Annotated in this window: 2 protein-coding genes and 1 pseudogene; all 3 read left to right on the forward strand. The window is 60.8% G+C overall.

Annotation, left to right across the window (positions count from 1 at the left end; translation table 11 throughout):
* A pseudogene (locus tag H8F21_RS29075) lies at positions 1-297 on the forward strand (type VI secretion system tip protein VgrG); the annotation flags it as partial.
* Positions 294-1,172 carry a DUF4123 domain-containing protein gene (locus H8F21_RS29080; RefSeq protein WP_203480137.1) on the forward strand — a complete coding sequence of 293 codons (879 nt, stop codon included), beginning with the start codon at positions 294-296 and terminating at the stop codon, positions 1,170-1,172. The pseudogene H8F21_RS29075 and the gene H8F21_RS29080, both read left to right, overlap by 4 nt.
* A partial coding sequence (locus tag H8F21_RS29085; protein ID WP_328824464.1) for a toxin VasX occupies positions 1,172-1,565 on the forward strand: 394 nt, incomplete at its 3' end. The genes H8F21_RS29080 and H8F21_RS29085, both read left to right, overlap by 1 nt.

A 1,565-nucleotide genomic window follows, 5' to 3' on the forward strand; every position in this document is an offset into this window, starting at 1 on the left:
GCCCACCTCAAGGCGGGTGCGCAACTGATTCTCGACGCAGGCGTCGGCATCACCTTGAAAGTGGGTGGCCAGCATCTGGTCATATCGCCCGGCGGAATTTTCAGCAGCAGCCCGATTCAGCTCGGTGGTGCCCCTGCTATCGGGACTGCCGCCGCGCCCCTGCTGCCTGGAGAGCTGGACGGTTTGTCCACGCCAGCGCTGCTGCCACTGGATGCCCTGGCCCAACAGCGCTCGCTGCTGCGAAACCTGCCGCGCTGCGAATCCTGTGATCGCGCTGCACAGGAGAACGCCCAGTGAGCACCCTTTCACATGCCAACTACCTGTTAATCGACGGTGTGCTGCGTGCCAATGCTATTGCTGACTTGCACCAACTCGGCGAGCCGCTTGAGATCCATCCGCTGTACCTGAGCACACGCTGGGCGGAACTGAATCAGTTGGGTCCGCTGCTGGTGTCGCTTCCACGCTCATCGACGTTGATCGACAGCACGTTGCAGCGCCAGGCGGGGCACGCTGACGCGAGCCTTTTCTATAGCCCGGCACCGATAAGTACCGTAGCCGATCACTTGCGACGCTTCATAGCGCCAACCGATGTACATGGCGGTAAAGGGCTGCTGCGTTTCGCCGACCCGCTGGTCACGCGCTACTGGTTGGGCAGCTACTCGGACAAGCCGTTGGATGGGGTGCTTGGCCCCATAGAAACGTGGTTCACACCTGAGTTTGCCCATGCCTGGGAGCGCACCGGGCCGCTCGAATGGCGCAGCTTTTCCCGAACAGCGCCGGCGCTTGAATGGCATGAGTCATACGCCGGACTGGGTGAGGCGCAACTGGCTGCGCTTACACAGGCGGCACGCTGGCGATTTGTGGAGCGCCTGCATCGCAGTTTTGCGCAGAGCCAAGCTGAGCACCTGGCGCGCATTAACAAGAACCAACTTAGCCAGTGGTACGAAGAGCGCCTGAACGACGCACAGGCATGGGGACTAATCAGCGAGCGCAGCCTGGCGATCTGGATTGAATACAGCCTGCGTTGGGGTACGGAGTTTGCCGTGGCCCCAAGCACCCCCTACCAACAGTGGCTGAGCCAAACACCCGCCTTTGCAAAGCTCGCCCCCGAGATGCGTATCCAGCAGATGGATAACGATTGCTGGAACCTCAATTTGAACAAGGACGTGTGATGCACAAGCCCGCCTCTGAAGCCGAACTGCACCGTGCCAGGCGCAACCAGGAATTCACCAACACACCCTTCGATGTAGCCCAATGCGCGTTCAGGCAGCCGCAGGTGAGCATCTTTCCGGTGCGCTATGCACTGGATGAGTCCCCGCACAGCAAAGCCAGCAACCAAGGACCGAACCCGCTGCCACCGAACTGGCAGGGGCAACTGCCCACGCTGAAAACCCGCAGCTACACCCTGCGCCAACTGCGTGACGGCTGGTTATATGTGTGGGACAGCGTCGAGCAAACCTTTCATGAGTATCAGGTCACTGGCGAGCACTTCACTCGCCACATCTGGACCCAAGCCCAGCTGAATCAGGACATCCGCAACAACCCCGGCGAAACCCATCCGTACC

It is taken from the genome of Pseudomonas arcuscaelestis (assembly GCF_016881005.1).
GTDB lineage: Bacteria > Pseudomonadota > Gammaproteobacteria > Pseudomonadales > Pseudomonadaceae > Aquipseudomonas > Aquipseudomonas arcuscaelestis.